The following is a 24,596-nucleotide window of genomic DNA, read 5'->3' on the forward strand; positions in this document are numbered from 1 at the left end:
GAAGGTGAGACTGAATATTCTTTATAATTGATAAATGTAAATAAGTTACAAATCAAAATGGTTGACTAGATCTTTTATTTTTTATGCAACGCTAGTGGGAAATTATAAAATTTGGTGGTTGTGGATAACTTAATAACCGGATAAGCCACGTCCGGCTCCAGCACCCAGCGGCTAGTGTGCTTCCTTCACCTCCGTACGATAAGTCAACATCGACTCCCTTCGGTCGTCGTGTTTCCTTTATCTCCTACGGCTCAGTCCAGCACATACGCCGCTAACCGGGCGCTTGCGCCTTTGTTCTGGCGTTTTGCTTGCGATAAGTGAGTGGGTGACGAACGTTCAATCTCGAGGTGCGAACGCGTAATCACGAGGTGTGAACGAGCGATCTCGAATCTCAAACACGCAATCTTGGGCTTCGAGTACGCAATCCTGAGGTGTGAACGCACAATCTTCAGGTCGATGTCCAGCCATAATCTGTAATTAATAATAAACTCAAAACTTGAAAAAACTAATCTGTACTAAAGCATGGTAAAAGGATGTTTAATGATGCGGATTTTCAAGGTTTTTAACGTTGTTTTCATACTATTATTATTTACGATCCCAAACCCCAGTTTTGCTGCAGAGCAACAGCAAATGAAGGTTCATTTCATTGATGTTGGGCAGGGGGACAGTATCTTGATTGAAACGCCAAGTGGCAAAACAATACTAATTGATGGCGGACCGCCGGGAGCAGGCAAAACTGTCGCAGAATTTCTCAAAAAACGTCGGGTTAAAAAAATTGACCTGCTAATTGCAACCCACCCGGATATTGATCACATTGGGGGACTGCCATTAATAATGAAATCGTTTAAGGTTGATAAAATAATCGATTCCGGTAAGCTCCATTCAACAAAAACTTACGTACGCTATATTAATCAAATCCAAAAGCATAAAATTCCAGTTGAGATTGCCAGAGAAAACGATGTGATTACACTTGATCCATTGGTTGACATGCAAATCCTAAATTCATATGCCGAACATAAAAACAATAATCAATCCTCCATTGTGTTAAAAGTAAGTTTTCGCGAGGTTGATTTTTTACTTATGGGTGATTCGGAACAGGCACAAGAAAAAAGAATCATGCAGCAGAAAGATATCGAATCGGATATTTACAAAGTCGGACATCATGGATCGAATACGAGTACATCATACCCATTTTTGAAACTTGTTAAGCCGAAGATTGCGATCCTGACGTACAGCAAAAAAAATCATTATGGACATCCGGTAGATCGGGTCATTCGCAATCTGCAAAGGGTTCATGCCATGATTTATTCTACAGCAGTATTTGGTGATATATCGATAGTGACAAACGGGCAAGGCTATTTTGTTTTAACAGAAAAAACCCCGCTTGATGGATTGACGGAAAAAGCTGGGTAATAAATTTTCTGCAAAACCGTATTTACAAATTTAAACAAATATGATATCATAATAATATAAATTGGATATAAGGGGGAGGAGTCGCTATGCAGGAGCGAAATGCATGGTCGATGAATGGATTTCTAGGAATTATCGTTATCGCTGCCCTAATTGCGGGAACAGTATTCAGCTTTATAAACCAGCAATTCATTGTTGGCGGGATTTGTCTTATCATTGCCATAACACTGGGAAGTGGTATCACGTTAGTCCAGCCAAATCAGTCGGTAGTCGTTATTTTCCTCGGGAAATACATGGGGACGATCCGACGGGAAGGGATTGTCATCACAGTTCCATTTTCGATAAGAAGAACCATTTCTTTAAGGGTCCGGAATTTTAACAGTAAGCGGTTAAAAGTGAATGACGTGAATGGGAATCCAATTGAAATTGCTGCCGTGATTGTATTTAAGGTAGTTGATGCAGCAAAGGCTGTTTTTGATGTGGATCGCTATGAACAGTTTGTCGAAATTCAAAGTGAAACCGCGATACGTGCTGTGGCAACGAAATATCCGTACGATACGTTTGAGAATGTTGAACTTACATTAAGAGGAAATGCGGAAGAAGTATCGAATGAATTAACGGTAGAGCTGCAGGAGCGATTAAAGGTTGCTGGAGTGAAGGTGATTGAAGCACGATTAACACACCTTGCTTATTCGACCGAGATTGCTCAGGCTATGCTGCAGCGGCAACAGGCAGATGCCATCATTGCTGCCCGCCGGAAAATCGTTGAAGGTGCAGTGGGGATGGTTCAGGATGCCATTGAGCGTCTTGAAAAGCAAGATATTGTTGATTTGGATGAGGAGCGGCGTGTTGCGATGATCAATAATTTGCTCGTCGCAATCGTTTCGGACAATGGTGCCCAACCGGTAATTAATACGGGGACACTGTACCAATAATAGGTTTAAAAAGAGGGTTTCTATGGTGAAGAAAAAGAATTTCCCGTTACGAATGGACCCAAAATTATATGATATTCTACAACGCTGGGCGAAGGATGAATTTCGCAGTGTGAACAGCCATGTGGAATTCCTGCTTAGGGATGCAGCCAAAAAAGCTGGCAGGCTGCCGAAGAGCGAAGATAAAAAAATAGGTGAGGATTAAAATAAGGTTTCGCACGAATTGACGTGCGGAACCTTATTTTTCTTTCTATTCACTTGTTGCTGTAGGAAGTCGTTAGAAAAAGGGGGCTACGCGATTTGGGAAGAAATTCAGGCACTTTTGGTGACGCTCTCGCCCTTTTTTCACTCAGTGTAGGTAGTCTCCGTAATTTTCCATAATGATTATTGACAAATATAGCTTCATGTTATAGGGTTAATTACATGAGTAATTAACCATTTAGCTGAGGTGGTGTACATGAAAAATACGTTAGACGAAAACAAACCAATTTTTTTACAAATAAAAGAGCAGCTAGAGGATTCGGTTATCAATGGTGCGATTAAACCTGGGGAGCGAGTGCCGTCGACCAATGAATTTGCGCAGTACTACAAAATTAATCCGGCCACCGCTGCTAAAGGAATTAATGAGCTGGTACATGAAAATATTTTATTTAAAAAACGGGGTGTGGGAATGTTTGTGACTGATGATGCAAAGGATATTTTGATTGAAAAGCGAAAAGAACATTTCTATGAAAACTTCATACAGCCGCTAAAGGATGAAGCCAGAAAATTACGGATGGGTAATGATGAACTACTGGAAATGATCAAACAGGGAGGGTTCAATCATGCGGATTGATGTCAGGAATGTGACGAAAAAATATAAAGACACGTTAGCACTTGATAATATTTCATTTACGTTGGATGAGCCAAAAATTTACGGACTGCTCGGTCGAAATGGGGCTGGGAAAACGACGTTTATGGAAATCTTATCTGGGCATATTCTAGCAACAGGCGGTGAAATTTTAGTCGACGGGGAAAAGCCGTTTGATAATCAGCGATTGACCGAATCTGTTTGTCTAATTAAAGAGGGGAATAATTTCAAACGTGAATTAAAGGTAAAGCATGTGCTACGTATATATTCCCTGTTTTATCCAACATGGGACCAGGAACTTGCAGATGATTTGATTAAGGAATACAACTTAAACTTAAATTCACGGGTTAAGGCCTTATCAAAAGGAATGGCCTCGGCCCTTGGCATCATCGTTGGGCTGGCATGTAAAGCCCCAATTACAATTTTTGATGAACCATATATTGGCTTAGATGCTGCAGCGCGACGTAAATTTTATGAAATTCTGCTTGAGGAATACGAAAGTGAAAAGCGGACAATTATTTTTTCGACCCACTTAATTGATGAAGTTAGTTTGCTTTTTGAAGAAGTGCTGATAATTCAGGACGGCAAACTTGTTCTGAAAGAAGAAGCGGAAAATCTGCGAAATAATACATGTGCTGTAACGGGAAGTGCTGAGGCTGTTGAGCATTTTATTAAAGACAAGGAAATTATTAACAAAAAAGAGCTTGCCGGGATGATGACCGCATATGTTTACGGCAGTCAGGAACAGGCTGAAGCAGCTGGACTATCTGTTGAAGGGATACCAATTCAGGAATTAATGATTCATTTAACAGAAAAGAAGGGGGCTTAACGATGGGAAGACAATTGAAAGGGTTACTTTATTTTTATGCGACAGATGCACGGTATTCATTGCTGATTTTTTGGAGCATTTTGCTGAGTACATTACTGGTTAGTATTGTGGGGGCATACTTCCTGTTAAATGTGGAAAATGGTCAAATGACTTTTGCGTTGTCAATGGCAATTTATATTTATTGCGGTATAACCGGGTTCATTCAAGCGAAGCACGGGATCCCATTTTCGATAAAAATGGGGTCAACAAGGAAAAATATTTTTGCAGGAATGGGGCTGTTTTTTCTAGGTTTGGCTTTAGCAAAGTCGGTGTTGGCCAATACGGTCCATTCTGTCATCCTATTTGGTACGGACAAAATGGGTATCAGTTCATACCAGTTAATCCATCCGGCGCAGCTGCTGACTGATACATGGCTGACACGTGTTATTATCGATGCAACAGTGATGTTCTTTCTTTTGTCGTTCATGTTTCTGCTTGGATTATTATTTTATAAATATGGGTTATTAGGTGGCGGTGTTGTTGTCGGCACACTTGCGATTATATTATTATTTGGATTGGCACAGGGATGGATTGCCGACTTCTTTATCGATATTTTTCAATCCTTTGATATGACTTTCTTTTATGAGGTATTTGCGGTGGGTATTGTGCTTTACGTAGTTACGTGGATAATGCTGCGCAGAATAACAACGGAAGCAGCACGGTAGAACAAAGGTGGAAGCGCCCGGTTAGCGGCGTATATGCTGCGCCCTGCCAAGCAGGGTGGTTCGGTTGTCGCGCAAAGCGGCGGTTTTAACCGAACATTCCTACCGTAGGAGATAAAGGAAACACGGTGAGCTGAGGCCAACAGGACGTTGGTCAGTTCGGTGTGGCGATTGTCGTCGCGGTTTTAACCGAACTTCCCCTGTAACCGATGTTGACTTATCGTACGAAGGCGGGTGTTGCATACTAGCCGCTGGGCGCTGGAGCCGGATGTGGCCTACCTTGGCATGAGCAGAATAGAGCCAGGATTTTTATACTTTCTTACCTTTAAAGTAAAGGGATGAGCAGCTCATCCCTTTTACAGTCGTTCAAATTCCTCAATCATATTCGCAAATAAAAGATGGAGCGATTTTTGTTTTCGGAGTGGCAGTTTCTTCAATCGGTGAATTTGTTCCTTTAGCTCTGGATGTTTCATAAGGTATTCCACAATTTCCATTACCTCAACATCAAAAGGTTTTTCCTTAGAACTGTATACTCGTTTAAAATCTTTGAGCAGATCCTCACGTAATGAACGGTTTCCGACGATATGGTCAATAGTTACATCGAAAACTTCACTAAGTTCTATTAATGATGACACATCAGGGGTCACCACGTTATTTTCCCATTTGGCTATAACCGAACGCGATGTTGACAGCTTTTCGGCTAGATCCTTCTGTGTCCATTCATGCTGTTCACGTAAAAATTTAATATTGTAGGAAATCTGCTCCAAACTCATGTTATCACACTCTACTAATCAGGATTAAAATTTGATTTCTCTATGTGGAAATCTTAGGTAAGACACAATTAATCCTATCACGACTAGGAGAAAAGAAATGCTTTTCATTGTTCTAATAAGGAACATATAGTAAAATGTTCTCAAATAGAACGAAGAAAGGGGAATTGTGATATGGTCAGCTGTTTGATTTTGTATCATCACACCATCACGAGTTTGACGAAATCTTTCATGTTACGTGCCATGTTTCACGAAGAAGATTTCGAAATACATGTATCAGGGAATAATACGGTTACGATTTTTCTCTGGAACGTTAACAAGGAGGCTGTTTGGCAGGCTGCACTGGAATTTGAAATGGCAGATATTATGACAGGATACGGATTTGGCAAGCAAAAGAACGATGCAGAGAAGGAAGCTACAAAAACGTTATATAGGCGGATTTCCCAGAATGGAGAGTCTGATGACGGTTTTGAAGTGAAAGAAAAACCAGCTGCATATCAAATTGGAATAGCTAATTAATTCGGTATAAGTTATCAACAACGTTATCAACAAAAAACAAGCTTGTTTATCAAAACTCAGCTAGCTTATTAACATAATCAACAGGAATTAGCTAAGTTATTAACAATCCTGTTGTTGATAACTTGGACTGAGAGGAACCAGTTTCATGACTGTTATGCACAGATATTGTATTTCTGTGGATAAACAGAAGGGATAACTATTACAGAAAAAGAGTTTACCCCAAGCTGTTTTGTTAGCATGGAAAAAATAACACACGAATGAAAAGCCGAACTTACATATGGATTTCGGTTGTTTACGATAAAAGGGAGCTGTCTTTTATCGCTATCGTTTTTTAAACGTAAACCGCATCATTAAATTTGCTGCATCTCTACAATGAGGGATATACAGTACTTAAAATTAAAAAACCACTAAGTGTGGTTTTTTAATCATGCATTGCTCCCGCTTCTCGGGCAGTCATTGCACCTTGTCCTTCGCTAATATCTTTTTTGATTTCTTGTTTTACTTTTTTGGCATCGGTTCCAGCAAATCCCGGTTTTATACTGGGACTCAAATTCTTAGCCTGTCGATCTTGCTGCATACAAATCCTCCTCTTATTTGTTGTTTAACACCTTAATGATTGCTTTCTATGTTAAGCAATGCGAACAAAAATAGCATACTGTCCATCACGTGATACGGTATGCTATTTCAACTGTTAATCTTGGTTTCCTCGTCATCGTGAGCTCCCGTGCTTATCCCCGGTTTCCTTTTTGACTAAACTGATTATACACCCTGTCCGCGCTTTTGAACTCGCGTTGGTAATGTACTTGTTGGGTCTTGTTTAAAAAGCTTTCGTCCTGTTGATGGTTTTTCGGATTTTTCTTCACAGACATCCCTCACTTTTTGAATAGGATTTCCTATACAAGAAGAAATATACTTAAATCAGGAAACTTCCTCATCGGTGGCAAGTTGTTCGGCATTGGCAAACTGCTGATAGGAGATGAAATGATCTTTCGTAATGACAAAAAGATCGTAAATCGCTTCCTGTGGATTAATCTGCTCATATACTTGTGGATAAATCGTGTTTGCTAACGCTGCGTACGGCAATTTCAGCACAGCCTTCAATGAACGCGTATTTGTCTTGCGCACTTTCATAAAAATAGCCTCGATAGAACGCTCGAAAAATACTTCATTAAAAAATTGCTCTTTTGCTGGTTTATTGTAGCCCATCCCGAAATAAGGTTTACCGATCCAGGTAGCCAAAAACCCGTAATTGTCCTGGATATCAAATAAATTTATCGTACCGATCGGCTGCCCGTATTCGTCTAAAATGGTTCGAGAAATTAATTCACCATTTTCCTCTGCTTCCATCGTTTGTCTCGTAATAAAATAATATTCATCACATGTTGCCGCCTTATGTCTGACATATGGAAACACTTCCGGGTGTGATACTAGATCAAACAATGCAGGAACTTCATGCAACTCACGTGTTTTCAGCATAAAAAATACCCTCCTTATTTACAGGTGGGTATATCCTAATAAATGGAAGGAATGCTTGCATCAGGTACACCCACGAATTTTTAGTTAGCGATCAACAAAAATTCGGGGTGGGAATCGAACCCACTAGAACCAGTAATCACTGGTGGCGCACCATTTGCCTTCCCTATATAAATCAAATCTGTGTTCATTTTGCCAGTAAAAGCAATTACCATTTCAGAGATTGGTTTTATAATTGAAATCGGCTATTCACCAATTTCAGCCAATCCGACTTCCAGTTTCAGACCTCTTGCCTCTATTTTACACAGGTTATTTGCAAAAAGGAATCATTTTTTTTAAGACAAATTGTGACAAATTGTTGCCGGTTATTCGGACTGCAGAATTTGCTTCAATGCTCCCTCCAAATTAGGATAGCGGAATGGATAACGAAATGTTTCTACTTTTCTTGGCAAGACATATTGACCCTTTGTGATAAGCTGACTCATTTGTCCTAACCCAACGCGAACCAATGGGGAAGGGGCAGGCAGCCAGTAAGGCCTGCCCAACACGTTCGCAAGTGTCCTGGTAAATTCCTTATTGCGCATTGGATTTGGTGCGGTCACATTTACTGGTCCGTCGATATGCTCATTGGCTAAACAAAATAAAATTAACTCGACAACATCAGTGATATGCACCCAGGAAATCCATTGTTCACCGCTACCGATTCTGCCACCCACAAACCATTTCACAGGCAAGTCCATCAGTGGAAGGGCACCCGCCTCTCCCAGAATCACGCCAAATCGGGTATAAACCGTCCGAATCCCCATTTCTTCCGCTTGACTGGCTGTCTTTTCCCACTCCATGACAACACTAGCCAGAAAATCTTCACCAGATTTGGTTGTTCCCTCGGTGAAAATAAAATCCTCTGACGTTCCATAAAAACCGATAGCAGATCCGGAGATAAACACAGATGGTTTCCGATCCATTTGGTTCATCAGGTCGATTACGGCTTGTGTTGTCTCAATTCTGCTCGTTAAGATAGCCTTCTTTTTCTTTCTAGTCCAATAGCCAAAAAGCGATTCACCCGCAAGATTTACAACGGCATGGAGAACAGGCAGGGTCTTAGCATTATGCTGGTAGCTTATGTAGGTTGTTTTATCGGTGTTCTGGTAGAGATCAGGGGAGCGGGTCAAAATGTATACATGGTGATCTTCATCCAGCAACCGTTTTGTTAAGTGGCGGCCGACAAACCCCGTTCCGCCGGTAATTAAAATGTTCAAATTGCTCACTCCTTCTTTCTATAAGTATATTCCTGATAGAGGTTTACGATTCTTTAACTACAAATTGTCGTACACACGTTTCTGGACAACTTTTGTTATTATAAAGAAAAGGGGTGGTGAGTTATGTCTGTAATTTCCCGGATTACGACACAAAAGAAGCATAGAAATCGCTATAATATTTTTTTAGACGATGGTCACGGTGAAAAATACGGTTTTAGTGTCAATGAAGCGGTGCTGATCGAATACAGGTTGCGAAAAGGGCTTGAGCTGGACGATGCAGCAATTTCCACACTTGTAAAACAGGATTCCCTTCATAAGTCATATACCCTGGCGATAAGCTTTTTAAGCTACCGGATGCGGACAAAAAAAGAAACAATGGATTATTTAGCGAAAAAAGAAGTCGATGAGGTACATATTACAAATATAATGGACCGCCTGCAAAAGGAAAAATTAGTTGATGACGAGCAATTTGCTGACGCTTTTGTTAAAACACGAATTCAGACATCAAGTAAGGGGCCAAGGCTTATCCAGCAAGAATTACTGGAAAAAGGTGTTTCAGCGGCAATTGCCAGTTCTGCTGCCGAGCAATATACATATGGCATGCAATATGAAAAAGCGTATAAATTAGCAGAAAAAAAACTCACGTCTGGCAGCAAGAAATCTTTTCGGCAAAAGCTGCAGCAATTACAAGCCAGCCTGATGCAAAAAGGGTTCGATCATGATGTTATCAAGGATGTTCTCACGGAAATAGACAATCAAAAAGAAAATAACGCCGAATGGGATGCACTTATCTATAATGGCGAGAAATTGTTGCGAAAATACCAGCCAAAGTTTTCCGGGTTCGCGTTACAAAATAAAATGAAAGAAGCGCTGTTCCGGAAAGGATTTTCCCTTGAGTTAATCAATCGGTTTCTGGATGAGTATGAAAACGAATAAGTTACCGACCGGAAGCATGTTATTTTTCCGGCTTTTGCTTTTACGACCTGCTTTCGTAATTTCATGCTGAACCATATGTAATTTCTTATCGGTTCGTCCCTAGTAAAAACACACGATATCCATTTTTAGTATATTGCTAATGCCCGCTATTGGTCATTCCCTCACTTTATTCTCATTAATACGTGATCCCAATCATTTCTTTTTTTCCTAAACTGTTGATAAAATATAACTGTTAGATGGAAGGGAGAAGAAATAATGGATTATCGATATAGTGATTATTCGATTGAACAGCTAAGAGAGGAAGTAGGGCGGCTTAAGGAAAAGGCACAAAAGGCTGAGCAGCTTGGCAACATTAGCGAAGTGGCCATCAATGAACGAAAAATGCAGGTAGCAATGGCGTACATGCTGAACCCGGAAGATTTTCACGCCGATGATATCTATCAATTGAATGGAGATCCCGGCCATCGGTTTAAAATTAATTATCTTAATGGTGTATTCGCTTGGGGTCACCGGATTAATTTGCTTAACGAAACATATGAGAAGGAAGAAGCCGTACCAATTTCGTTATTAGGGGATAAAGTAGGGGACAGTCTCTCTTAGCAAAGGGACTGTCTCCCTCTATGTGAACAGGAGCTTATTTTGCAGTTTTTGTTCGGAATAGATCCATCCCGTATATGAGCTCATAATGTGCATATTATCGTCGATATGCACGACCGCAACAAATGGATAATGGCCTTTTGACCGATAGCGAAGGTCAATAAATCGAACCTCAGTGAAATCGTCGAAATCATTTATTTCCCAGCGATAAATGGGTGAGAAGGATAAAAATGCAGCGATATTTGCATCTTTTTGGGCCAGCTCCATTATTTTTGTCTTTGGTAATGGTATTTTCTTGAACTCATCGACAATTTGAATGTGACCATTTTCAACTGTGCCGACGTAAAACTTATCCTTTGCGGTAATGGCTACCCGCCACTTATTTTGTTTAATCGTTGGTGATGTGGCAATCTTTTCCGTATCAGGGAAATAATCGTTTATTTTTCTTACAATTTCCCGCTTATCAAGGTATCGTTTAATGTAATATAATAGGATTACGGTATAAATGATTAGCCAGGTATAGCCGGGATCCGCACCAAGTATCCAGGCAATGATACCTGCTATATGCAACAGAAAAATGTACGGATCAAATGTATTGATGAATCCGTGGGCAACCCATCGGTCAGTGAATGGACGGTATGCTTGTGTTCCATAGGCATTGAAAATATCAACGAGTACGTGGATGATTACCGCCAGAAATGTCCAGGCCCATAGATGAAACAGATTTACTTGCGGGACAAATGCATGGATGATACCAGCAATTAGAATACCCCACATAAGAATGGCTGGAATGGAGTGTGTCGCCCCACGGTGATTACGTATATAAACAGCATTGCTTTTCATTTTTAAAATTGTATCAAAGTCCGGTGCATGGGATCCTGCGACTGTTCCAACTAAAACGGCATGAAATAATACAGGATCACTTTGCACGACGGGATCAAGCGTCGCAATACCTCCAAGTGCAACGCCCATAACAATATGGGTAGCAGTATCCATAAAACAAGTTCCTCCTTAGGACTGTTTCGATTGAATTTTGGATAAAAAATGTGTAAGGTTCTGTGTATTGTAGTGATTTTTTTTGTTTTATACAATTATTGTATCATAAAGGATGAAGTATTTTGTTGGATAAAACGTTACGAAATTTTGACATTCCTGCATTTCAACAGGATTTAATCAATTGGTATCAGGCAAATAAACGCGACCTGCCGTGGCGCAGGACGCAGGATCCATATAAAATCTGGGTTTCCGAAATCATGCTCCAGCAAACAAAAGTGGATACGGTTGTCCCTTATTTTCAGCAGTTTATTGAAAAATATCCAACGCCTTATGCATTAGCAGAAGCTGACGAACAAGATGTGCTTAAGTCATGGGAGGGTCTAGGTTATTATTCACGTGCCCGCAATCTGCAAACCGCTGTAAGAGAGGTAGTTGCAGACTATGGTGGAAAAGTGCCGGATAGCCCGGCAGCTTTAGGTTCATTAAAAGGCGTTGGACCATATACAAAAGGTGCTATTCTTTCGATCGCCTATGATCAGCCGCAGCCTGCAGTCGACGGTAATGTAATGCGCGTTTTTGCCAGGGTATTGAATATTGATGAGGATATTGCCAAGCCCTCCACGAAAAAATTGTTCGAAAAAATTGCTGCTGAGCTTATTTCTACTGCTGATCCATCATCATTTAACCAAGGAGTAATGGAGTTAGGTGCACTTGTCTGTACCCCGAAAACACCTTCATGCATGCTTTGCCCGGTACAAGAGCATTGCCGTGCATTCGCTGATGGGCTGGAACAGGAACTGCCGGTTAAAACCAAAGGAAAAAAGCAAAAGACTACCACTTATGCTGCGTTGTTAATTAAAAATGAACAAAACCAATATATGATTGAAAAACGGGCTGAAAACGGGCTGTTAGCAAATTTATGGCAGTTCCCCATGGCACCAATCGATGAAATTGGCATGGAACACATAACAAACTGGTTCTTTGCCGAATATGGTGTGCAAATGAATATTGGTGACAAAGCGGGAACATTAAAACATGTATTTTCCCATTTAATCTGGCAGCTTGAAATATTTCATGCAATGACCATGCAAACGGAAACGGCTGATGAACGAATTATCTTTGTTAAGCCTGAAGATTTGCGTTTATACCCATTCCCGGTTTCCCACCAAAAGATGCTGAAGTATATATTGGACTAGAGCTTGTCTTATATATTTATGTTATTCCTTTGCCTTTATTCGGACATGTTATAATTTTACAGCTGAAGACAACTTTACCAATCAATAATAGTGGATAACTTTTTGCTAAGTGGAGATGTTAAGTAGTGCGGAGGTGATATAGATGGCTAAGCAACCGAACCAACAGGCTTCTGGTACTAACGCTCAAAAAGTAAGACAGCAAAATCAACAAGCAGCACAAGGCCAGAGTCAAGGACAACAAGGTCAATTTGGTACTGAATTTGCATCTGAAACAAACGCACAAGAAGTAAGAAAACAAAACCAAAAATCTCAACAAAATAAGAAGTAACTACCTACCCCGATTTTAACAAAAAGAGTTTCCTGCCCAGGAAGCTCTTTTTGTCGTTTTCCCTGTGTTACGTTATAATAGAGGAAGATACAGGATAGGAAGGGAAGATTTCATGGCTGGTCCCAAGGCAGGTTCGAAAATTAAAATATATAGCTACAAACATAATGGTCAGCTGCATCGAGTATGGGAGAACAGTCTCGTTTTAAAAGGCACGGAATCGATTGTTATTGCCGCAAATGATAAAACCGGAGTAATTGAAAGTGATGGCAGAACGTGGGTAACCAGGGAACCTGCCATTTGCTATTTTCATTCCAGCTTCTGGTTTAATATTATCGGCATGCTCCGAACAGATGGTATTTACTACTATTGTAATATTGGGTCACCTTTTGTGTATGATGCAGAAGCGTTAAAATATATTGATTATGACTTGGATGTAAAGGTTTATCCGGATATGACATTTGATATATTGGATGAGGATGAATACGAGGAGCATAAAGCACAAATGAATTATCCGGTCATTATCGATCGTATATTACATAAAAACCTGGATTACCTGTTGCACTGGATTCGCCAGCGGCAAGGCCCATTTTCCCCGGATTTTATTGATGGGTGGTATGAACGGTATCTGACGTACAGATAGTGTGAAAGTTAAAACATACTATCATTAGGTTACTACAACAGGTTTTATTTTCGCTATGTGATCAAGCGGATTGGTTGCCTGTTATTTCAATTAACCATATAATGCTTTATGTAACCGATTATTCGTTCATAACGGTTGCAAATAAGCAAATACTAAAACAGGAAACAACCTTGTTACAACGGTAGCAAGGCTTTTCTATTGTACCGGTGAGGCGGGGCTAATTATGAGTAGTATTAAACAATACATGCAATTTGTTAAACCTTATAAGTGGAAAATCATTTGGACGGTTCTGATAGGAATTGTTAAATTTGCCATTCCTTTACTTTTGCCACTTATTTTAAAATACGTTATTGACAATATTATAGGCGCGGATAATATGAGTAATTCGGCAAAAACAGCCAAGCTTTTCTGGGTAATGGGAGGAGCATTTGTTGTGTTCCTTGTGTTACGTCCACCCATTGAATATATTCGACAATATTTAGCGCAATGGGTAGGGAACAAAATACTGTATGATATAAGGGATCGGCTCTTTGATCATATTCAAAAACTTAGCCTGAGATATTATTCTCAGACAAAAACCGGCGAAATTATTTCCCGGGTAATACATGATGTCGAACAATCGAAAATCTTTGTGATAACCGGACTAATGAACATTTGGCTCGATATGATCACGATTATAATCGCGATTGGCATCATGGTTACAATGGACATTCCGTTGACAATCGTTGCAATTATTCTTTTTCCATTTTTCGGTTTCTCAATTAAATATTTCTATGGAAGATTACGTCGGCTGACCAGGGATCGCTCACAGGCACTTGCTGAGGTGCAGGGACATTTGCACGAAAGAGTGCAGGGGATACCTGTAACAAGAAGCTTTGCCCTTGAAGATTATGAACAAACACAATTTGATAAACGAAACGCAAACTTTTTAGATCGTGCATTACGTCATACAGACTGGAATGCCAAGACATTTGCCGTAACAAATACCATTACAGATTTAGCGCCATTACTTGTTATTGCTTTTGCTGGCTATCAAGTCATTAACGGTAATTTGACAATGGGGACAATGGTTGCGTTTGTCGGGTATATGGAACGTGTATACAGTCCATTGCGAAGATTGGTGAATTCGTCTACCACACTGACACAATCCGTTGCCTCAATTGATCGGGTTTTTGAGTTTTTAAATGAAAAATACGATATTACTGACAAACCGGATGCGAAGAAGCTAGGCCGGGTGGAAGGTACTGTTGATATCGAGAATGTTTCCTTTCAATATGATGCAGAGGAAGCCCCTGTCTTAAAAGATGTGACATTACATGTGAAAAAGGGTGAAACAATCGCATTTGTTGGAATGAGCGGGGGAGGAAAATCTACGCTTATTAGCTTGATTCCAAGATTTTATGATGTGAATACGGGCTCTATTAAGGTAGACGGAATTGATATTCGCGATGTCAAAGCCCGTTCATTACGTGACAATATTGGGATGGTTTTGCAGGATAATACATTGTTTTCTGAATCAATAGCGATGAATATCCGGATGGGACATCCCGAGGCAACGGATGAAGAAGTAGTTGCTGCTGCAAAAGCTGCCAATGCTGACGTATTTATTCGCGATTTACCACAGGGCTATGACACATTAGTCGGTGAGCGTGGTGTCAAGCTATCAGGTGGACAAAAACAGCGCATCGCCATTGCCCGGGTATTTTTAAAAAATCCGCCGATTCTAATATTTGATGAAGCAACATCGGCACTTGACCTGGAAAGTGAGCATACCATTCAGGAAGCGGTAGAAAAACTTGCCTCCGACCGGACAACATTTATCGTCGCACACCGTCTTGCAACGATAACTCATGCCGATCGAATCGTGGTGATTGAGCATGGTGAGATCATCGAAATCGGGTCACATGAGGAATTAATGAAACGGCAAGGCAGTTATTATGATTTGTATCAGGTGCAAAACCTGGATCAGCCGGATTATATTGGAACTTGATGTTGATGAAAACTCCCCCTGTAAGGTGGGAGTTTTCATCGTCCGGAGCCCGAAAACATCGTCCGGAGCGAGGAACCATCAACCGGAGCGCAGAAACATCGTCCGGAGCGAGGAACCATCAACCGGAGCGCAGAAACATCGTCCGGAGAGCAGGAACATCTGCCGGAGAGCAGGAACATCTTCCGGAGCGAGGAACCATCAACCGGAGCGCAGAAACATCAACCGGAGAGTAGGAACATCTTCCGGAGCGAGGAACCATCAACCGGAGCGCAGAAACATCGTCCGGAGCGCAGAAACATCAACCGGAAAACACAAAACCTCGACAGTGAATCCGTTTAACGAACAAAAGTGCACACCCAAAACAAGGTGTGCACTTTTGTTAATCATTTAGCGGCCATTGCCTTAAATGCCCGGCCGCATGCTTCGATTGTAACATCAATGTCTTCTTCACTATGTTCGGTTGTCAAGAACCAGGCTTCATATTTTGATGGTGCCAAATTAATACCCTCGTGCAGCATTAACTTGAAGAACTTGGCAAATGCGTCGCCATCGCTTGCTTCAGCATCAGCATAATTTATAATTTTCCCGTCACCAAAGTAAACGGTAAGGGCGCCACATAAACGGTTTATAGAAATTGGAATCCCAACTTCGGATGCCTTATTTACAATACCCGTCTCCAAACGCGCGCCTAACTGATCAAGTTTCTCATAGACACCATCCGCTTGCAAAACCTCCAGACAGGCAATACCTGCTGCTATTGAAGCGGGGTTTCCAGCCATTGTTCCTGCTTGATACGCTGGTCCAAGTGGGGCTACCTGTTCCATGATGTCCGCACGACCGCCGTACGCACCGATCGGTAAACCGCCACCGATGATTTTTCCCATTGCGGTCATGTCTGGTTCGATCCCGTATACTTGCTGGGCGCTGCCATATGTAAACCGGAACGCGGTGATTACTTCATCGTAAATAACCAGTGCACCAGCTTTATGTGTGATTTCGTTAACTGCTTGCAAAAATCCTTCCTCCGGTTCGACAATCCCAAAATTGCCGACAATCGGTTCAACTAATACTGCGGCAATTTCGCTGCCCCACTTATTAATCGCTTCCTGAAATGCAGCAAGATCGTTAAACGGCACGGTGATGACATCCTCGGCTACGGATTTAGGAATCCCCGCCGAGTCAGGTGTGCCAAGTGTAGCTGGTCCCGATCCTGCCTGGACCAATACGGCATCAAAATGACCATGATAGCAGCCGGCAAATTTGATCACTTTTGTCCGCCCCGTGTACGCACGTGCTACACGAACAGTCGTCATGACAGCCTCCGTCCCCGAATTGACAAATCGCACCTTATCAAGTGAAGGAATTGCTGCCTTCAGCATCTTGGCAAATTTATTTTCCAATGCAGTCGGCGTCCCATATAACGTTCCATTTGTCGCGGCATATGAGATTGCCTTCGCTATGTGTGGGTGGGCGTGTCCAGTGATGATCGGTCCATATGCTGCAAGATAATCGATGTATTTGTTTCCGTCGACATCCCAGAAGTAAGCACCTTTCGCATGTTCCATGTAAACGGGTGCACCACCACCGACAGCTTTGTAAGCCCGGGATGGCGAATTAACACCACCAACAATATGCTGAAGTGCTTCTTCATGTAATTGTTTTGATTTGGTAAAATCCATTACGATAATGCCTCCTGCTGAAAAATTTGTGAAAAACCCGAATCGGGAGCATGATAAAGGGATACAATTACGCAGATCTCCATCTACGACTGGGTAATAAAGTGATTCGAGCGTACAATTTCCGGCGAGACTCGTTGCCGAACGCGTGGACGTGCGCAGTAGACAGAATCAAGCGTCTGTCCGGCAGAAAGCGCTCAGCAAAATCCAAACGCACAATGATAATCTCACCGTGAACCGCACAATACATCAGTCCCGATCCCCAAGGGTTTTACATAACCTTCTTCAATTTTGCCGTATAAACATTCCGAATGAAGAAAAAGTTGATTAGATGGACAACGAAAAAGAACAAAATAATAATCATACTTGGTACAAGTACAGATGCAGCTATCATGTTTTGCAGTGCTTTAAAGGCAAAAGCAGCATGAACAACAGCGACCAGAAATGGAATAAAAAATAAAAAAACGAGTTGTCTTGTGGCAATTTTTCGCATTTCCTGGTCGGTAAGTCCGATTCTGTACAACGAATGATAATGGTGTAAATCGTTGTCGATGTCGCGATACATTCGAAAATATAAAATAGATCCGGCAGCCAAAAAGAATAGTACACTTATAAATATACCAAAAAAGAACAAATAAGCCATCCCATCCTTCATTTTCAAGTAGTAATCTGCTTGTGAATCTGGATACACTTCTTCCGAGTCAATGTTTGATAAAATTTGCTCTGTTTCTGGAATGTACGATGTCCAATTCGGAATATTCATGGAATAGGCGTTAATTATTTCACTTTCGGCAGCAGTTTGCCTGAATTGTTCAAACAACTGGTCAGATACAACAATATTAAATGAACTATAGATAGTAGAATTCAAATTCGACATTGCAGGTTCAACTGGTAATCGAACTGATTTATTTTTGGCTGCAATCGTCAACTCCGAAGGCAATGCCCACCTGTTCGTTTGTCTAGCATATTCTGGAAACAGTACGATAGCTTCCTCACTATTTACATGGAAGGGAACATTTTTACCATGGAGCCTGGAAATTGCTTGGTAATCCGAATATGCATAAATTTGAACGTGTACATCATTCCAATAATCGTTGCCTGACCCAAGCTTTGTCTGGACAGATTGAACCTGCTTTTGTGCAAATGCTATGTCTTTTTTCTTAAAAGAATTTTCGATAAAAGCTACTTCTTTTTGAAAAGCTTCCAGATTATTTTCACCTTTACTGATGAGTGATACATCCTGTGGAACAAAACGTTCTGCCTCAGCCTCGACACCATGAAATAAACTGAATAGAACGCCTGAAGCTGTGAGAGCAACTGCACTTAACGTTGTTACCATAAATAATATAGCTGCATTATCCTTTAATTTATAGGCTAAATCAGCGACAGTCAGCAGATTCAAGTTTTTAAAATAAAGTCCTTTTTTCCGTTTCAGCAGTTGAATAAACGCGATACTAAACTGTGTGAAAAGCAGGTAGGTTCCTAAAACAACGAATAATAAAATAGGAATCATATAAATAAAAATCGTATATACATCCGAAACATAAGCAAGGTAATAGCCTATCCCGACGAAGCAAACACCTAATATGCTTAGAAATGAGGAAAACTTTGGTGCCTTTTTCGGACCTCTTGACCCTCGGAAAACCTCCATAATGGAATTGGTGCGTAATGTCCAGACAACAGCAAGCGAGTTTAATTCAAACATGATAAAGAATAATACCGCCGTTAGCCCAATTGCTTTTAACGACAAATAAAATGGTAAAATCTGATTAATCCCCAATACCTGCGAAAAAACCATTAGAAACAGTTTGGTTAACAAGGCGCCAAGTAACAAGCCGGAAACGATAGAGGCGACACCAATAATCGTATTTTCCAGCATCAGCATGCGATTCAATTGTGACTTGCTGATGCCAAGCGTTGTTAAGAGTCCATATTCCTTTTTCCTGGATTTAATAAACGCCCCGGTTGAAAATAATACGAATAAAAAGGAAAATCCGTAAATAATAATTTCTGAAAGAATAATTGCTAGCTGAACAATGTCACGAAATTCAGTTCCTTTAATGTCAGGATGAAATACAACAACGGCATACATGAAGAAAACCGTCACAGCAAACATACAGCTTAAGAAATAGCTTAAATACTGCCTTGTATTTCGCTTCACATTGTTAAAAGCGAATTGTTTGAAGGTCATCCGTGTTTCCTCCTAGTAATGATAGTACGTTTAAAATGTCCTGAAAAAATGTTTGCCGGTTTTCGCCACGATGAATTTCGTTAAATAATTTGCCGTCTTTAATAAAAATGACCCGCTCCGAGAAGCTTGCTGCAAACGGATCATGGGTAACCATCACTGTCGTCGTTTGCCGGATTTTGTTTAATGTACTGAATGCTTCCATAACCTTTAGTGAGGATTTGGAATCAAGATTTCCAGTTGGTTCATCGGCAAAAATAACGGTCGGGTCATGAATAATTGCCCGAGCAATCGCAGCTCGTTGCATTTGTCCGCCGGATACTTCATATGTCCGTTTATTAATGATGGTATCGATACCAAGCTGTTTGGTTATAGGAACCATCTTTTTCTCCATTTCTTTTACCTTTTCTCCTAAAAGTGTTAAAGGTAGTAAAATATTTTCACCAATTGTCAGGGTATCAAGCAGATTATAATCCTGAAAAATAAAGCCCATTTCTTCCCTGCGAAACTTGGATAGCTTGTTTTTCGATAACGAATGGACGTTTTTGCCATTTATAACGACATTTCCGGCGGTTGGGCGGTCAATCGTGGCCAGAATATTTAATAATGTTGTTTTTCCGCTGCCGGACGGGCCCATAATCCCAAGAAATTCTCCCTTTTCGACAGCCAGTTTAAATTGGTTTAACGCTTTATGCTGTACACCGCGTTTTGAGCCATATACTTTTGATAAGTTTTCCGCTACAAGTACGTTCATTTTCTTAACCCCTTTTGATATAAGTACGAGTTCAAAAAGTAGCCGAATGAGAAGCAAGAAGGTCGAGGCGGCGTAGCTTTGAGCACCGGAGTGTACACAAAAAGGTACATGAGGAGCGGGCTTGCACAGGACGTGCTGACTTCTGCTGTTGGCGATTGTCGTGGGCGGTTTTAGCAGAAGATCCCCTTCCGCCAACGAAGAGATTCGCCGCTTATCATTTGGTGACTTTTTGAACATCCTCTATAAGCTGCTATCTTTAGTTTACCGTAAATTTAGTTGCCTAACTATTGCCTTATCTTTCATTCAAAAAAGAAACCTTACATAATTGAAAGGTTTCTTTTAGTTAAATACTGAGTTCCAACCGTCTAGCGGGCATTAAGAAGGACGCAGAATATCCACAAATTGTCACAGGACGTGGCACCTTGTCAGCATTTTGCTAGTCGGGTAAATTCTCCTTTGTAACCGTGTTTTCGAATGTTATGGTTACCGTTGTACCGATATCCTTTTCTGAGGAAATCGTGATCGTATGTCCAAGTGCTTCACATATTTCTTTTGATAAATACAAGCCCATTCCCGTTGATTCTCGGAAGGTCCGGCCATTCATACCCGTAAAAAATGGATCGAATACGCGTTTGATATCCTGTGATGGAATGCCATACCCATGATCGCGAATGTGCAGTGCCAGTTTTTTGCCAATAACTTCGGCTGTGAAATAGATCTTTTCCGAAGAATCGTGCGAATATTTGATTGCATTGGAAATGAGCTGATTCAAGACAAACCGGAACCATTTCGGGTCGGTTGCAACAATGATTGTTTCATCAATTGATAACTCCGGGAAAACCTGATTGCGGATAAAGCTTGACTTAAATTCCTGAATGGCATCTTTTACAAGTGTTTTAAGTACAACCTTTTCCACATGAAAGTCCCGATCAAATTTTTGCAGTCGTGATTGATACAATGCCATATCCAGACCTTGTGTCAGTCGTTCCATTTCTTCCTGCATACTGTGCAAAAAGTCTTCAGGTAATTGTAATTTTTCCTTTTGCATCGTTAAATGCATTACCGAGACAGGTGTTTTCATCTGGTGTACCCATTGCTGAATGAAATCAAACTCCAGCTGTTTCTGCGCTTCCAGTGCTTCTACTTGTTGACGGTAGCTGGTGTATTGTTTTTCATGCTGCGCTTTAACATTTTCCAACAAATGATTGGGCGGATCTGGAAACCAGGAATGATCAAGCTGGTCGGCCTCATCGCTATTCATATTTGTATAAAAGTCGCGGAATTTATTGTAGCGGAACCCTAAAAAGATCAGCAAAAAGCAGGTTGGTAATAAAAACATGTAAAAGATCATTCCTGCCCCCATTGGTACATGTAAACTTGTGGCGGTCAATTGTGCCGTGATGATCACTAATGCAAGCTGTGAGTAAAAAAACAAGATATAGGAAAGCTGATCGTTTAAAAAATGTTTCATACTGTCTCGCCCCATGTGTTAACCATTTTATATCCAGCACCCCGAACCGTCTGGATACTATCCTGGATACCAATATCTGCAAGCTTTCTTCTTAGTCTGGTAATGTTTACCGACAATGTATTATCATCAACAAATTGTTCATCGTCCCAAAGCATTTCCAGTAAAAAGACTCTTGATAACACGTGATGTAGTTGATCCATAAATGCCTTTAACAGAACAAATTCATTTTTGGTGAGCTGGGCGGTTTGCTCGTGATATTCGATTTCCATAGCGGTTAAATGCAGGTGAAGTCCATCTATTTCAAGTAATTCGGCTTGTTTGGCTACTGCATACTCCCCATAAATGCGCCGGATAATTCCTTTGATTTTTGCCTGGACAACATCAAAATTAAAAGGTTTTGTGATATAGTCATCACCGCCATTTTCAATTGCCATCACCTGATCCATGCCGCTGTCCCGGGCCGATACAAAAATAATCGGGCAATTAGAAATGCTGCGGATTTGCCTGCACCAGTAAAAGCCATCATATCTTGGGAGGTTAATGTCTAATAAAATAAGGTGCGGATCGACCTGCTTGAATTCGTCCAAAATAGTATCAAATTGCTGTGCGATCATGACCTCATACTCATATTTTTCAAGATAATCCTTTAGAAGTGCGGCAATTTTCGGATCATCTTCGACTAAAAAAATCCGTTTCATGGAATATCAATCCCTTCTAGCCATATCGTATCGCAATAAGGGCCAAAAGCGCAAGCGCCCGTTTAGCGGCGTATGGACTGGACTGAACCGCAGGAGATAAAGGAAACATGGTGAGCTGGAAGCGAACCGATGTTGACTTATCGTACGGAGGTGAGGGAAGTCCACTAGCCGCTGGGCGCTGGAGCTGGACGTGGCTCATTTTTGCTTAATTTAACAGCAGTTAATTTCTAAATTTATAAGTTTTTAAAAGAAAAAAATAAATGGCAAACTATTTTATGGATGAGCATATGATAGGAAAAGTATGAAAATAGAAGGGGATCCTATGCATATTTTTTTATGGATTGTGTTACTCATTATCTGTATGATTATTTTGACAAGCCTGATTAGTTTTATTCGTAGTGGCAAATACAATTTTCAGGTTGAAATGAAGGAAATTCGCTTTTCTGCAGAAATTTTTTATACATTACTCGTGATCTATGCGATTGTTATTATCGGTTTTGGATTAATCTATCTTATCTTGTCATTTCAGCATATTACATTAATAGAAGGTGGGGAATTAAGAGAAGTCAGTGTAATTGGTTCGGTTATCCATTCCTTTTATTTTAGCGGAGTCACGTTGTTAACAATAGGCTACGGCGATATTACGCCAGTAGGGATTGGCCGGTTCATTGCCCTTGTTGAAGCACTGATCGGCTACGTGTTACCAACTGCATTCGTGTTGAAACTGGTGCAGTATTCCCAGAATAATCGCAATGATTAGCTGAATATCCCTTGTAATGTTATAGTAATGATAGCATATTATCGATGGAGGGGTTTATCATGACAATTAAAGTTGGCGACATTGCACCAGATTTTACACTACCGAATCAGGATGGGAAACAAGTGAGCCTGAGTGATTATAAAGGGAAGCATGTTGTCCTCTATTTTTACCCAAAAGACATGACACCGGGCTGTACAACGGAAGCTTGTGATTTCCGTGATCAGCATGCAAGCTTTGGGGAGCTTGATGCGGTAATTATCGGTGTAAGTCCGGATCCGGTTGACCGTCATCAGAAATTTATCGACAAACATGACCTGCCGTTTCACTTATTAGCGGATGAGGATCACAAAGTGGCGGAGGAATACGGTGTATGGAAGCTGAAGAAAAATTTCGGTAAAGAGTATTATGGTATTGAACGTTCGACATTTATTATTGATAAAGAAGGAAAACTGCAAAAAGAATTCCGTAAAGTGAAGGTAGACGGACATGTAGAAGAAGCACTGCAATTTATTAAGGAAAATCTATAACGTTTCATTTCGTAAATTTGTTAACTAATAACGAAGGGCAGTCCAGTTGCTGGGCTGTCTTTTTCTTTTGCTGTCTAGGAAATTATAAAATTTGGTGGCTGCGGATAACTTAATAACCGGATAAGCCACGTCCGGCTCCAGCGCCCAGCGGCTAGTATGCTTCCTTCACCTTCGTACGATAAGTCAACATCGACTCCCTTTGGTCGTCGTGTTTCCTTTATCTCCTACGGCTCAGTCCAGCATATACGCCGCTAATCGGGCGCTTGCGCCTTTGTTCCTATCCAGCTGGAAACAGAAGAAGTCCCCCGACGGGAAAGCGTTTTTGCTTGTTCTATCAATCCGATTCCCTGAATAAGTTAGAATAGACAAACCTATTCTGATTATTCGAGGTGGTCCGAGGATGGAATTAAGACCAAATGCAAGAACGTACGCTACAAGTCGGATAAACATGTATGCCTTTGTTAAACGGTTACTGGATATTGCCATCAGTCTTGTTCTATTAACTATATTAGCCCCGCTTATCCTTGTTATTTGTATATATATTTACAAAAAAGACGGCCAGCCAGTATTGCTGAAACGAGCCAGGGCAGGTAAGAACAATCGTGTTTTTATCATGTTGACGTTTAGAACAACGACTGTCCCTTCAAGGGTGATCCGCGCATTTCCGCCACATCCATTTCCCGATTCATGGGCCGATGGTGTTCCGGCCGCCTTCACATACAAATCAAACGACAAAACAAGGGTAACAAGGTTTGGTGCTCGTCTAAGGAAATATCACATTGACAAAATACCCCAGCTTCTCAATGTTTTAAAAGGGGATATGAGCTTGGTCGGCCCCCAGCCGGAAATTCCGGAAATCACAACGTATTATAATGACATCCAGGAAAAGCGGCTTAAGGTAAGGCCTGGAATGACCGGATATGCCCAAGTGAATGGTTTCGTAATTGAAGCAAAACATGGCCTTAAAATTGCTTATGACCTTTACTATGTAAGAAATTGTTCATTCCGATTTGATATGAAAATCCTGTTCCGGTCGCTCGGCGGGGCGAAACGGGTGAATTAAGTGCGCGGTTTACTGTCTGGTATAGAAGCAGTT

Annotated in this window: 28 protein-coding genes; 17 read left to right on the forward strand and 11 right to left on the reverse strand. The window is 40.9% G+C overall.

Annotated features, from left to right (window positions below):
* Positions 1–540 precede the first annotated feature (540 nt).
* The 6 genes from IEX12_RS19395 to IEX12_RS19420 all read left to right on the forward strand — a co-directional run bounded on the left by IEX12_RS19395 (position 541) and on the right by IEX12_RS19420 (position 4,725).
* Positions 541–1,413, forward strand: coding sequence for a ComEC/Rec2 family competence protein (locus tag IEX12_RS19395; protein WP_102415745.1), 873 nt, complete (start codon positions 541–543; stop codon positions 1,411–1,413).
* 86 nt (positions 1,414–1,499) lie between these two features.
* Positions 1,500–2,345: an SPFH domain-containing protein gene (locus IEX12_RS19400; RefSeq protein WP_088053406.1), complete on the forward strand. Its 846-nt coding sequence runs from the start codon at positions 1,500–1,502 to the stop codon at positions 2,343–2,345.
* 22 nt (positions 2,346–2,367) lie between these two features.
* The gene (locus IEX12_RS19405; RefSeq protein WP_088053407.1) at positions 2,368–2,547 is read left to right on the forward strand and encodes a type II toxin-antitoxin system antitoxin; all 180 of its coding nucleotides are present in this window, start codon (positions 2,368–2,370) and stop codon (positions 2,545–2,547) included.
* 252 nt (positions 2,548–2,799) lie between these two features.
* Positions 2,800–3,177: a GntR family transcriptional regulator gene (locus IEX12_RS19410; RefSeq protein WP_188725721.1), complete on the forward strand. Its 378-nt coding sequence runs from the start codon at positions 2,800–2,802 to the stop codon at positions 3,175–3,177.
* The gene (locus tag IEX12_RS19415; protein WP_188725722.1) at positions 3,167–4,021 is read left to right on the forward strand and encodes an ABC transporter ATP-binding protein; all 855 of its coding nucleotides are present in this window, start codon (positions 3,167–3,169) and stop codon (positions 4,019–4,021) included. Before IEX12_RS19410 ends, IEX12_RS19415 begins: the two co-directional genes overlap by 11 nt.
* Positions 4,022–4,023: 2 nt before the next feature.
* Positions 4,024–4,725 (forward strand): hypothetical protein, encoded by a 702-nt coding sequence (locus IEX12_RS19420; RefSeq protein WP_188725723.1) that lies wholly within the window; start codon positions 4,024–4,026, stop codon positions 4,723–4,725.
* A 353-nt stretch (positions 4,726–5,078) separates the two neighbouring features.
* On the opposite strand, the gene IEX12_RS19425 is transcribed toward IEX12_RS19420, so the two are convergent.
* Entirely contained in the window at positions 5,079–5,495 is a 417-nt protein-coding gene (locus IEX12_RS19425; protein ID WP_088053411.1) for a helix-turn-helix domain-containing protein, read from the reverse strand.
* A gap of 171 nt (positions 5,496–5,666) precedes the next feature.
* Here IEX12_RS19425 and IEX12_RS19430 point away from each other — a divergent pair, with 171 nt between their 5' ends.
* Positions 5,667–6,011 carry a hypothetical protein gene (locus IEX12_RS19430; RefSeq protein WP_088053412.1) on the forward strand — a complete coding sequence of 115 codons (345 nt, stop codon included), beginning with the start codon at positions 5,667–5,669 and terminating at the stop codon, positions 6,009–6,011.
* A 421-nt stretch (positions 6,012–6,432) separates the two neighbouring features.
* On the opposite strand, the gene IEX12_RS19435 is transcribed toward IEX12_RS19430, so the two are convergent.
* The 4 genes from IEX12_RS19435 to IEX12_RS19450 form a co-directional block, all read right to left on the reverse strand.
* A complete protein-coding gene (locus tag IEX12_RS19435) occupies positions 6,433–6,588 on the reverse strand; it encodes a hypothetical protein (protein ID WP_188725724.1) in 156 nt (51 codons plus the stop codon).
* 151 nt (positions 6,589–6,739) lie between these two features.
* Positions 6,740–6,880: a YfhE family protein gene (locus tag IEX12_RS19440; protein WP_102415744.1), complete on the reverse strand. Its 141-nt coding sequence runs from the start codon at positions 6,878–6,880 to the stop codon at positions 6,740–6,742.
* A 49-nt stretch (positions 6,881–6,929) separates the two neighbouring features.
* Positions 6,930–7,487 carry a GNAT family N-acetyltransferase gene (locus tag IEX12_RS19445; protein ID WP_188725725.1) on the reverse strand — a complete coding sequence of 186 codons (558 nt, stop codon included), beginning with the start codon at positions 7,485–7,487 and terminating at the stop codon, positions 6,930–6,932.
* A gap of 362 nt (positions 7,488–7,849) precedes the next feature.
* Positions 7,850–8,743, reverse strand: coding sequence for a TIGR01777 family oxidoreductase (locus IEX12_RS19450; RefSeq protein ID WP_188725726.1), 894 nt, complete (start codon positions 8,741–8,743; stop codon positions 7,850–7,852).
* A 123-nt stretch (positions 8,744–8,866) separates the two neighbouring features.
* Here IEX12_RS19450 and recX point away from each other — a divergent pair, with 123 nt between their 5' ends.
* Complete coding sequence (gene recX, locus IEX12_RS19455; RefSeq protein ID WP_188725727.1) at positions 8,867–9,679, forward strand: recombination regulator RecX; 813 nt, start codon at positions 8,867–8,869, stop codon at positions 9,677–9,679.
* A gap of 255 nt (positions 9,680–9,934) precedes the next feature.
* The gene (locus IEX12_RS19460; RefSeq protein WP_088053417.1) at positions 9,935–10,279 is read left to right on the forward strand and encodes a YfhH family protein; all 345 of its coding nucleotides are present in this window, start codon (positions 9,935–9,937) and stop codon (positions 10,277–10,279) included.
* Between the two features lie 18 nt (positions 10,280–10,297).
* Here IEX12_RS19460 and IEX12_RS19465 read toward each other — a convergent pair whose 3' ends face one another.
* Positions 10,298–11,272, reverse strand: a complete 975-nt coding sequence (locus tag IEX12_RS19465) for a metal-dependent hydrolase (RefSeq protein WP_088053418.1) — start codon at positions 11,270–11,272, stop codon at positions 10,298–10,300.
* Between the two features lie 125 nt (positions 11,273–11,397).
* Between IEX12_RS19465 and mutY the strand changes: the two genes are divergently transcribed.
* From mutY to IEX12_RS19490, 5 genes are all read left to right on the forward strand, one after another.
* Positions 11,398–12,468, forward strand: a complete 1,071-nt coding sequence (mutY, locus tag IEX12_RS19470; protein ID WP_102416360.1) for an A/G-specific adenine glycosylase — start codon at positions 11,398–11,400, stop codon at positions 12,466–12,468.
* A 142-nt stretch (positions 12,469–12,610) separates the two neighbouring features.
* Complete coding sequence (locus IEX12_RS19475; protein ID WP_088053419.1) at positions 12,611–12,796, forward strand: gamma-type small acid-soluble spore protein; 186 nt, start codon at positions 12,611–12,613, stop codon at positions 12,794–12,796.
* A 112-nt stretch (positions 12,797–12,908) separates the two neighbouring features.
* Positions 12,909–13,436 carry a nucleoside tri-diphosphate phosphatase gene (ntdP, locus tag IEX12_RS19480; RefSeq protein WP_188725728.1) on the forward strand — a complete coding sequence of 176 codons (528 nt, stop codon included), beginning with the start codon at positions 12,909–12,911 and terminating at the stop codon, positions 13,434–13,436.
* Positions 13,437–13,659: 223 nt separating this feature from the next.
* Positions 13,660–15,426 carry an ABC transporter ATP-binding protein gene (locus IEX12_RS19485; RefSeq protein ID WP_188725729.1) on the forward strand — a complete coding sequence of 589 codons (1,767 nt, stop codon included), beginning with the start codon at positions 13,660–13,662 and terminating at the stop codon, positions 15,424–15,426.
* A gap of 5 nt (positions 15,427–15,431) precedes the next feature.
* A complete protein-coding gene (locus IEX12_RS19490) occupies positions 15,432–15,659 on the forward strand; it encodes a hypothetical protein (protein ID WP_188725730.1) in 228 nt (75 codons plus the stop codon).
* Positions 15,660–15,809: 150 nt separating this feature from the next.
* On the opposite strand, the gene IEX12_RS19495 is transcribed toward IEX12_RS19490, so the two are convergent.
* The 5 genes from IEX12_RS19495 to IEX12_RS19515 form a co-directional block, all read right to left on the reverse strand.
* The gene (locus tag IEX12_RS19495) at positions 15,810–17,105 is read right to left on the reverse strand and encodes a glutamate-1-semialdehyde 2,1-aminomutase (RefSeq protein WP_155555540.1); all 1,296 of its coding nucleotides are present in this window, start codon (positions 17,103–17,105) and stop codon (positions 15,810–15,812) included.
* A 268-nt stretch (positions 17,106–17,373) separates the two neighbouring features.
* Positions 17,374–19,293 carry an FtsX-like permease family protein gene (locus tag IEX12_RS19500; RefSeq protein ID WP_155555541.1) on the reverse strand — a complete coding sequence of 640 codons (1,920 nt, stop codon included), beginning with the start codon at positions 19,291–19,293 and terminating at the stop codon, positions 17,374–17,376.
* Positions 19,268–20,044: an ABC transporter ATP-binding protein gene (locus IEX12_RS19505; protein ID WP_155555542.1), complete on the reverse strand. Its 777-nt coding sequence runs from the start codon at positions 20,042–20,044 to the stop codon at positions 19,268–19,270. The genes IEX12_RS19500 and IEX12_RS19505 overlap by 26 nt, the downstream gene beginning before the upstream one ends.
* Before the next feature lie 436 nt (positions 20,045–20,480).
* Positions 20,481–21,515 carry a sensor histidine kinase gene (locus tag IEX12_RS19510; RefSeq protein ID WP_155555543.1) on the reverse strand — a complete coding sequence of 345 codons (1,035 nt, stop codon included), beginning with the start codon at positions 21,513–21,515 and terminating at the stop codon, positions 20,481–20,483.
* Complete coding sequence (locus IEX12_RS19515; RefSeq protein WP_088053427.1) at positions 21,512–22,213, reverse strand: response regulator transcription factor; 702 nt, start codon at positions 22,211–22,213, stop codon at positions 21,512–21,514. The genes IEX12_RS19510 and IEX12_RS19515 overlap by 4 nt, the downstream gene beginning before the upstream one ends.
* A 322-nt stretch (positions 22,214–22,535) precedes the next feature.
* On the opposite strand from IEX12_RS19515, the gene IEX12_RS19520 reads away from it, so the two are divergent.
* From IEX12_RS19520 to IEX12_RS19530, 3 genes are all read left to right on the forward strand, one after another.
* Positions 22,536–22,973 carry a potassium channel family protein gene (locus tag IEX12_RS19520; protein ID WP_088053428.1) on the forward strand — a complete coding sequence of 146 codons (438 nt, stop codon included), beginning with the start codon at positions 22,536–22,538 and terminating at the stop codon, positions 22,971–22,973.
* 59 nt (positions 22,974–23,032) lie between these two features.
* Positions 23,033–23,500, forward strand: a complete 468-nt coding sequence (gene bcp, locus IEX12_RS19525; protein WP_088053429.1) for a thioredoxin-dependent thiol peroxidase — start codon at positions 23,033–23,035, stop codon at positions 23,498–23,500.
* Positions 23,501–23,900: 400 nt separating this feature from the next.
* Entirely contained in the window at positions 23,901–24,563 is a 663-nt protein-coding gene (locus IEX12_RS19530) for a sugar transferase (protein WP_155555544.1), read from the forward strand.
* Positions 24,564–24,596: the final 33 nt, after the last annotated feature.

Origin of the sequence: Lentibacillus populi, from assembly GCA_014642895.1 — a bacterium.
GTDB lineage: Bacteria > Bacillota > Bacilli > Bacillales > Amphibacillaceae > Lentibacillus_C > Lentibacillus_C populi.

Excerpts from the sequence above, each read along its gene's own strand:
- IEX12_RS19395 (WP_102415745.1), top strand. The coding sequence starts at position 541 with ATGATGCGGATTTTCAAGGTTTTTAACGTTGTTTTCATACTATTATTA.
- IEX12_RS19400 (WP_088053406.1), top strand. The coding sequence starts at position 1,500 with ATGCAGGAGCGAAATGCATGGTCGATGAATGGATTTCTAGGAATTATC.
- IEX12_RS19405 (WP_088053407.1), top strand. The coding sequence starts at position 2,368 with ATGGTGAAGAAAAAGAATTTCCCGTTACGAATGGACCCAAAATTATAT.
- IEX12_RS19410 (WP_188725721.1), top strand. The coding sequence starts at position 2,800 with ATGAAAAATACGTTAGACGAAAACAAACCAATTTTTTTACAAATAAAA.
- IEX12_RS19415 (WP_188725722.1), top strand. The coding sequence starts at position 3,167 with ATGCGGATTGATGTCAGGAATGTGACGAAAAAATATAAAGACACGTTA.
- IEX12_RS19420 (WP_188725723.1), top strand. The coding sequence starts at position 4,024 with ATGGGAAGACAATTGAAAGGGTTACTTTATTTTTATGCGACAGATGCA.
- IEX12_RS19425 (WP_088053411.1), bottom strand. The coding sequence starts at position 5,495 with ATGAGTTTGGAGCAGATTTCCTACAATATTAAATTTTTACGTGAACAG.
- IEX12_RS19430 (WP_088053412.1), top strand. The coding sequence starts at position 5,667 with ATGGTCAGCTGTTTGATTTTGTATCATCACACCATCACGAGTTTGACG.
- IEX12_RS19435 (WP_188725724.1), bottom strand. The coding sequence starts at position 6,588 with ATGCAGCAAGATCGACAGGCTAAGAATTTGAGTCCCAGTATAAAACCG.
- IEX12_RS19440 (WP_102415744.1), bottom strand. The coding sequence starts at position 6,880 with ATGTCTGTGAAGAAAAATCCGAAAAACCATCAACAGGACGAAAGCTTT.
- IEX12_RS19445 (WP_188725725.1), bottom strand. The coding sequence starts at position 7,487 with ATGCTGAAAACACGTGAGTTGCATGAAGTTCCTGCATTGTTTGATCTA.
- recX (WP_188725727.1), top strand. The coding sequence starts at position 8,867 with ATGTCTGTAATTTCCCGGATTACGACACAAAAGAAGCATAGAAATCGC.
- IEX12_RS19460 (WP_088053417.1), top strand. The coding sequence starts at position 9,935 with ATGGATTATCGATATAGTGATTATTCGATTGAACAGCTAAGAGAGGAA.
- IEX12_RS19465 (WP_088053418.1), bottom strand. The coding sequence starts at position 11,272 with ATGGATACTGCTACCCATATTGTTATGGGCGTTGCACTTGGAGGTATT.
- IEX12_RS19475 (WP_088053419.1), top strand. The coding sequence starts at position 12,611 with ATGGCTAAGCAACCGAACCAACAGGCTTCTGGTACTAACGCTCAAAAA.
- ntdP (WP_188725728.1), top strand. The coding sequence starts at position 12,909 with ATGGCTGGTCCCAAGGCAGGTTCGAAAATTAAAATATATAGCTACAAA.
- IEX12_RS19485 (WP_188725729.1), top strand. The coding sequence starts at position 13,660 with ATGAGTAGTATTAAACAATACATGCAATTTGTTAAACCTTATAAGTGG.
- IEX12_RS19490 (WP_188725730.1), top strand. The coding sequence starts at position 15,432 with ATGAAAACTCCCCCTGTAAGGTGGGAGTTTTCATCGTCCGGAGCCCGA.
- IEX12_RS19495 (WP_155555540.1), bottom strand. The coding sequence starts at position 17,105 with ATGGATTTTACCAAATCAAAACAATTACATGAAGAAGCACTTCAGCAT.
- IEX12_RS19500 (WP_155555541.1), bottom strand. The coding sequence starts at position 19,293 with ATGACCTTCAAACAATTCGCTTTTAACAATGTGAAGCGAAATACAAGG.
- IEX12_RS19505 (WP_155555542.1), bottom strand. The coding sequence starts at position 20,044 with ATGAACGTACTTGTAGCGGAAAACTTATCAAAAGTATATGGCTCAAAA.
- IEX12_RS19510 (WP_155555543.1), bottom strand. The coding sequence starts at position 21,515 with ATGAAACATTTTTTAAACGATCAGCTTTCCTATATCTTGTTTTTTTAC.
- IEX12_RS19515 (WP_088053427.1), bottom strand. The coding sequence starts at position 22,213 with ATGAAACGGATTTTTTTAGTCGAAGATGATCCGAAAATTGCCGCACTT.
- IEX12_RS19520 (WP_088053428.1), top strand. The coding sequence starts at position 22,536 with ATGCATATTTTTTTATGGATTGTGTTACTCATTATCTGTATGATTATT.
- bcp (WP_088053429.1), top strand. The coding sequence starts at position 23,033 with ATGACAATTAAAGTTGGCGACATTGCACCAGATTTTACACTACCGAAT.
- IEX12_RS19530 (WP_155555544.1), top strand. The coding sequence starts at position 23,901 with ATGGAATTAAGACCAAATGCAAGAACGTACGCTACAAGTCGGATAAAC.